Here is a 6,616-nt window from a genome sequence, read left to right as displayed (position 1 = left end):
TAATTGGTAATACCATGAAAAATACCATGCTCAGAAAAGGCTTAACAATATTTTGAAAAATTGCCTACTGAGCGCTGCCGCACAGCTCCATAGGCCGCTTTCCTGGCTTTGCTTCCAGATGTATGCTCTTCTGCTCCTGCAGCTAATGGATCACCGCAAACAGGTTACTCGCCTGGGGATTCCCTTTCGACCCGAGCATCCGTATGATACTCATGCACGATCTTCATTCGAGCAACGGAGTTCTCTGTGTCTTTTAGCACCTCTTCATCGCGGCCTGCGCAAGTATCGGTCGCTCGTTCCTGGGCAGTCCTTGTTTGTCTGTCCATCCTGCAATTCCTCATCGCCGTCGACGTCACCGTGGTCAACGTGGCGCTGCCCTCTATCGGCAACGATCTGGGCGTTGATGCGCGCGGCCTGACATGGGTCGTCGTTGGTTACACCATCACAGGCGGTGGTCTGTTGATGCTTGGTGGACGTCTGGGAGACGTCTTCGGCCGCCGCCGCCTTCTGCTCATCGGAACCGCGATCTTCGGAGCGGCCTCGCTGATGGCGGGCCTCGCGGAGACCTTTCCGCTACTCGTCGGTGCAAGGTTGTTGCAGGGTGTAGGGGAAGCCCTCGCCCTGCCCGCTGCGATGGCGACCATCGTCCTGTTGTTTCCCGAAGGGCGGGCGCGCACCCGCGCCCTGAGCGTCTGGGCTGCGGTTGCGAGCTGCGGTCTTGTGCTGGGGTTCGTGCTCTCGGGAATCATCACCGAGTATCTCGGTTGGCGATGGATCTTCCTCATCGCCGTTCCGTTCGTCCTGTTCGTGCTGATCGCTTCTGTCGCCCTGCTACCTCGAGACCGATCACAGGAGCGCGCACCGTTGGATATTCTCGGATCGATTCTGCTGACGAGCGCACCGCTGCTGTTCGCTTTCGGAGTGGTGGAGGCCGGGGACAGCAATGGGGATGTGCCCTGGTCATCAATCGCTGCCCTGGTGGGAGCGGCAGCCGCCGCTGCATTGTTCGTCAAGGTGGAACGCCGAGCCGCAAACCCACTGGTTCCGCTGACCTTCTTCCGCAACCGGACACGAGTGCGAGCAAATCTTGCGACTGCACTGTTGAGCGCGGCGCTCTCAACGTCCTTTCTGCTGTTCACGTTCTATCTACAGGATGGACTCGGTCTCTCTCCGCTGGAATCCGGATTGCTGCTCCTGCCACTTGCGGTGGCACTAGTCGTCGCCGTGACCGTCGTACCTCGCCTCTTGGGGCGCTGGGGAGCGCGTGCTTGCATCGTCGTGGGACTGAGTTCCGCAGGGGCAGGCATGATCGTGATCGCGGCAGCCGCGCAGCTCGAAGCCCCCGCTTGGCTACTAACCCCCGCGATGCTCTTCATCGCCGCAGGAATGGGTTTCGGCCTCGTTGGATTGCAGTACGCGGCCGTGACCGAGGTCACCGACGATGATGCCGGAGTCGCATCCGGCGTACAGCGAGCCGCAGACCAGCTCGGTGGATCCGCAGGTGTCACGGTCTACGTGGGCCTGGGCTTCGCGTCGGCCCTTCACGGTGTATCACCCTATGTGCTAAGTAGCGGCCTCGCGATCATCGGCCTCTGCCTTGCGACCGCCATTGTCCAACGAATCGTAATCGTGACGCAGGAACAACAGACGAGGACATGAGCGTGCCGTCGTAACCCGATCCCGAAGTTCCCGATGAGGTGCTCCGTGGCGACGCCCGGCGACTCGTCAGTCAGCCCCGACCGGTGGTCGCGGGGCGCGCCCTTTGTTGCGCGCACCGCGACCATTCACCGCCCTCTCGGTCCGGTGGCGTATGACTGCGTCAAGGTGGAGGTGCGGGCGCTGGACAGCGAAACCGCCCGCCTGCTGCACCAGCGGCTGTGTGGCTGGATCGACCCCGGCAAAACCGGCAAGGCTTCCATAGATACCTTGTGCGGCTATGTCTGGCCGTCAGAGGCCAGTGGTTCGACCATGCGCAAGCGCCGCCAGCGGGTGCGCGAGGCGTTGCCTATTAAGTCCTGTTATTAAACCAAATATTTGTTAAATAGTTCGGTGTAAGTGTCTTGATTTACATCGTCTTTATTCAAATTGATTTGAACACTCTCATAAATCCTTCTTAAGAAAACATACTGAATAAAATCATCTGCATAATTCTTAATTCGGGGCAGGTAATTCAGCTCTAAAGGAATGTAGTAGTCCATTTTTCTAAAGTTTTTCCCTGTTTTTTTGAAGTGATAACTGACCGCATCAACAAACAATCGTCCGATCTGGTGCCGATTCCCTTTGAAGACTCCGTAAAATTTCAGATCATCATAAAATGACTGCAACTTAGACATGCCAACGCTTTTGTCATTATTTGAAATAAGTGTATTTATAATTTCAACATAGCTTTTTTTAATCAGCTGCACGCTAGGCTCATCAAATCGCCAAGTCCATGTATAGTTTTTTGCACTTTTCTCCGTATCAGGATAATTCTTTGATTTCTTTTTTGAGTGTGAAAGGCGCACCAGTTCAACATTTTTCCCATTTCCAAACGCAACTTTTAAAAAGGGCTTTTGTAAAACAAATTTGAATTTTTCATGGTCATTAAAATATGTCTGAATCAATGAAATTTGTTCTTGTTCTTCTTCTCGATTCCACGTTGTTTCAACTTCTGATATTCGCTGTTTGACTATTTTCTTTAATTGCCCCTCGCTTTTAAGAGTGTTGTATTCATTGCTTTTTGGAGTTGTCACAAACAGCCAAAATTCCCATATATCTTGGTCATAACGCTTTTGAATAATTAAATCCGCAATAGGCTCATTTTTTTTATTTAAACGATAAGTCCTTTGTCGTGGGCTTAAATCTAAAGAATATTTTTGGCTGAGTTTTTTTATGAGTTTTTGGATTTTATCTGCAAACATCGTGTTATCAGATTCAATAGTAAAGTGACTATAGAAATACGCACCGTTTGCAACTTTATCTACAATTTTTTGCGCTGTATAACGACTGTTCGGGCTGTAATGAATCATTTTATTGTTACCAAGCAATATTTGTTCAATTGTCATCAAACAATATTCTAAAAAGTCCTATGTAATCAAGCAATATTTATTCTAACTAAAAGCTATATTTTATAATGCTTTCAACGATTTTGATTTTTTACCAATGCCAAAGGCATTGGTCGGACTTAATTGACACAATTTGTCATCGTGCAATCAAGTGGTTCCTAGGTGACGGAATTTACATCTGTTTTTGCTTGGTTTATAGTCGCAATATTCATTGACTTAAAGCAGTCTGACCAACTGCCTGACCATTTTCGTTTTAGCGATTTTGAGCAGGCAACAGCCTGCTTAAAGCCATGTTTTTTTAGATAGCGCACAATTCAGAACTAGCCATTTTGAGTTGACCGATTGAGCGTACTACTGGAGAAATCCCGTTCGGTACGATCTGATGGGCGCTAGGGAGTTGTAATACTCCTTTTCGATCCAATCCGTTGTAAACGGGGTTGGGCGACAAGGACACGGGAGCCTATAAACAATCGAATGATTGTGAAGTGGTCGTGAGGTTAGATATAGCCTGACTAGATACAATTTTTTTTGTATTGAAACCCTGTTTTAACGATTACCGTGAGACCCTGACAGGATGTTAAGGGTCACTAATAACGGCAATGTGTTGCGGCAAATGCACTCTAAGAGGGAAGCGCAGCTCATTGGCACAACTGATGGCGTTTGAGGTAACAGCAATGTTACAGGCTAGCTGAGGAGAAATCTGGAAGCAGCGGCACCACTGAGTGAGATCATCTCAAGCAAAGTGGGTCAACGGATAGCTTAAACAGTATACATCCGGAAGCATAAACCGGAGACACGTGTAGATTAAGAGCCATACGCTCAGATTTTGTCTCAAAGTCATATCCACCAAATCTAAGGAACCGCGTGGTGGGGAAAATGGAAGCACTGACAGACAAAAGAGCATTGGCGTTCAATTGCTAAGATCGTTAGAAATAACTTGGGAATCTCCATGCTTAGACATTGAGTTGTCACGGCAAGGCATGGAGAGGGAGAGAGGATGAGTAGGTCGTATAAGTTATGAAAATAACGAAGTCGATGCTGTATTAAACATTGCGAACTCACCAGTGGCGTGGCTGCTAAGGGTGGTAAAGGGAGTAGTGTTGTCGAAAATCCGAGTCGGTTTTATGTTGTTATCTAAAAAAGCGAAACATAGCTAAAAATGGTTTGGTCGCCATTGTTTGTTCTGATAGGTCGGGATTGGTCTCCCGATCTAAGTCAGGACTAAGCAAACGTTAATGAAAGAAAAGAAAATACGGCAGCATAGTCTTGTGTACTGCATGATTTTTTTCATAGTTTCAATTCTAACTAATTGAATATTTAACTAATTTAGAAAAATTAGCGGGAGTCCTCGTTAAGATGAGTTTTTTCCATTCTTTAGTATAAAGAACGACGTATTGTGATAATGACTTGGGTATTTGCCTACCCATGTTCTACTCGACAAACAACGTGAACTCTACGAAAGTGAGATATGACTCCCTCGGTTGCGGCAAAACAACTAAACGAGGTGAGTTCCTAAATCTCTCTATTTTGCTTTCTAAGGCACTTTAATTTACTTCATGTAGGTAATATCAAAAAAACACCTAAAGTAGCTAAAAACCCTTATTTTTTGCATTTAAACGGTATATTTAACGAGTGTCTACGAGTGACACAAAGAAAAGTTGAGCCTCGACCCTCTGAAAAACTGCTTTAAAAAAATAAAAAAGACAAAAGGAATTAAATCAAATGCTGGTATTTGCACCTAGACCGAGCGAAGCGAGCAAAAAAGCTCTATGAGCGAAGCGAATTCATAGCCGCTTTTGCTTTTTTGAATCCTCGAAAGCAGTCACCAAAAAACAGCCCCCAAGACCGAGTGAAACGAGGTCAAAATGCCACGAGCGAAGCGAGTGCCATAGGGCTGTTTTTCACTCCCCTGCTCCTTTTTATTCTTTTAAGAAGCTTTTAAATACTTTTAGCCCCCCCTCAAAGCCACGTGTAACATGGCTTTCAAACTTTAAAAAAGTACAAACGCCAAGTATTAAAGTACAAACGCCAAGTTAAACACTGTTTAAAAAGTACAAACGCCAAGTTTAAAAAGTACAAACGCCAAGTATTAAAGTACAAACCTATGTATGTACTTTAATTTGTAAAAAAGTATTGACTCAAACAATGTACTTAGTATAAAAACAAACCGATTTATTATTTTTGAGCTGTTTATATGGCTGTAGATCTAAAGAAACATTATCCGAAAGATTGGGTTGTCTTACAAAACCGAGTTGCTGAATGCTTTCGTGGAATGAGCCTTGATGAAAAACGTCTTTTTATCATGTCTACGCCGCTTGCTAGAACAACACAAATATCAAGTAATGAACCTATTTTTATCTCATCTCATGAATTTTCACGTGAGTGTAATGTCGATCTTTCAACCGCATACACAGCACTAGAAACAGCGTCAGAGCGTCTTTTTACCCGATTTTTCGGATATACAGCACAAAATGGGGATCGGGTGAAAATAAGATGGTTGAACAAGGTTGTTTATAAAGTAGGGCAAGGGGGTTCAGAACTCTACTTTACTGATGAAGTCCTTCTTCTTCTTAGGGAGTTTGATGCTTTAAATCCTTATACAAAATATAAAAAAGAGGTTGTATTACGGCTCCGGAAAGACTACTCACTAGACATCTATCACTTAGCTAAGAAACATCAGGTGATGGGCGGTTTTCAAATCAGCCTTAATGATCTTTTTGAACAGCTTGGCTTACCTGAGTCGTATCAAGATTTAAGTAATTTAAAAAAAAGGGTAATTAAACCCTCATTAGATGAAATTAATCAAAATACGGATATTAACCTCAGCTATGAGAATATAAAGCAGGGGCGTTCTGTAGTCGGCTTTAAGTTCACTGTAAAAGAGAAACCAAAACCTAAAACTCTAACGACACAAGCTCGGGACCCGAACACAATAGATATGTTCTGCGATTTAACAGATGCTCAAATCAGCAAATATAGTGCTATTTTAAGTCGTGTAAGTGACATATCTGACCTTTCTACATTCCCGACATACGATGCTTTTACTCTGTTTATTGCCGGTATTTTGAGAGACCCAAAATCAGTACGTGAAGAAACTGCAAAACGGATATTTACAGCATTGCGTAAACATACTGATTTCAAAGGGTAATACCTATTTTCTTTCAAAAAAATAGGTGATCAAAGCAAGTATTCCCAAGGCTTTTGAGATTATTAAATAATCATCACTAGGTACAATATCGACATAGTGAAATGCTGTTAGCATCAACCAAAAGCCTAGGAAAAAAAATATAAACTTAGACTTAAATAAATGAGGGAGTTTTTTAAATATTTCAGCAGTTTTTAAGGTTGCAATATTCATATTAAGTGGTCGCGCTGGGCTGGACGGTAACCGAGTTCGCGGCGGGCAAGTACGACATCACCCGGCCCAAGGCGGCAGGCTGACCCCCCCCACTCTATTGTAAACAAGACATTTTTATCTTTTATATTCAATGGCTTATTTTCCTGCTAATTGGTAATACCATGAAAAATACCATGCTCAGAAAAGGCTTAACAATATTTTGAAAAATTGCCTA

3 protein-coding genes and 2 pseudogenes are annotated in these 6,616 nt (G+C 44.7%); 4 read left to right on the top strand and 1 reads right to left on the bottom strand.

Going from position 1 to position 6,616, the window contains the following annotated elements; genetic code table 11:
- Window positions 1-246 precede the first annotated feature (246 nt).
- Together FTV32_RS15390 and repC (FTV32_RS17585) are read left to right on the top strand one after the other, a co-directional pair.
- On the top strand, window positions 247-1,659 hold the full coding sequence (locus FTV32_RS15390) for an MFS transporter (protein ID WP_199792616.1): 1,413 nt from the start codon (window positions 247-249) through the stop codon (window positions 1,657-1,659).
- Window positions 1,660-1,692: 33 nt separating this feature from the next.
- Window positions 1,693-2,007, top strand: a pseudogene (gene repC, locus FTV32_RS17585) (replication protein C, IncQ-type); the annotation flags it as partial.
- Between the two features lie 14 nt (window positions 2,008-2,021).
- Here repC (FTV32_RS17585) and FTV32_RS15380 read toward each other — a convergent pair.
- On the bottom strand, window positions 2,022-3,044 hold the full coding sequence (locus FTV32_RS15380; protein ID WP_247166083.1) for a hypothetical protein: 1,023 nt from the start codon (window positions 3,042-3,044) through the stop codon (window positions 2,022-2,024).
- 2,194 nt (window positions 3,045-5,238) lie between these two features.
- On the opposite strand from FTV32_RS15380, the gene FTV32_RS15375 reads away from it, so the two are divergent.
- Both FTV32_RS15375 and repC (FTV32_RS17790) read left to right on the top strand, forming a co-directional pair.
- Entirely contained in the window at window positions 5,239-6,192 is a 954-nt protein-coding gene (locus tag FTV32_RS15375) for a replication initiation protein (protein WP_179991697.1), read from the top strand.
- 215 nt (window positions 6,193-6,407) lie between these two features.
- A pseudogene (repC, locus tag FTV32_RS17790) lies at window positions 6,408-6,485 on the top strand (replication protein C, IncQ-type); the annotation flags it as partial.
- Window positions 6,486-6,616: the final 131 nt, after the last annotated feature.

This window comes from Acinetobacter sp. YH16032 (assembly GCF_013417345.1).
Lineage (GTDB): Bacteria > Pseudomonadota > Gammaproteobacteria > Pseudomonadales > Moraxellaceae > Acinetobacter.
Note: the sequence above shows the minus strand (reverse complement) of the source record. Positions and strands in the feature narration are given on the sequence as shown.

Coding starts and splice junctions, on each gene's coding strand:
- FTV32_RS15380 (WP_247166083.1), bottom strand. CDS start 3,044: ATGACAATTGAACAAATATTGCTTGGTAACAATAAAATGATTCATTAC.
- FTV32_RS15375 (WP_179991697.1), top strand. CDS start 5,239: ATGGCTGTAGATCTAAAGAAACATTATCCGAAAGATTGGGTTGTCTTA.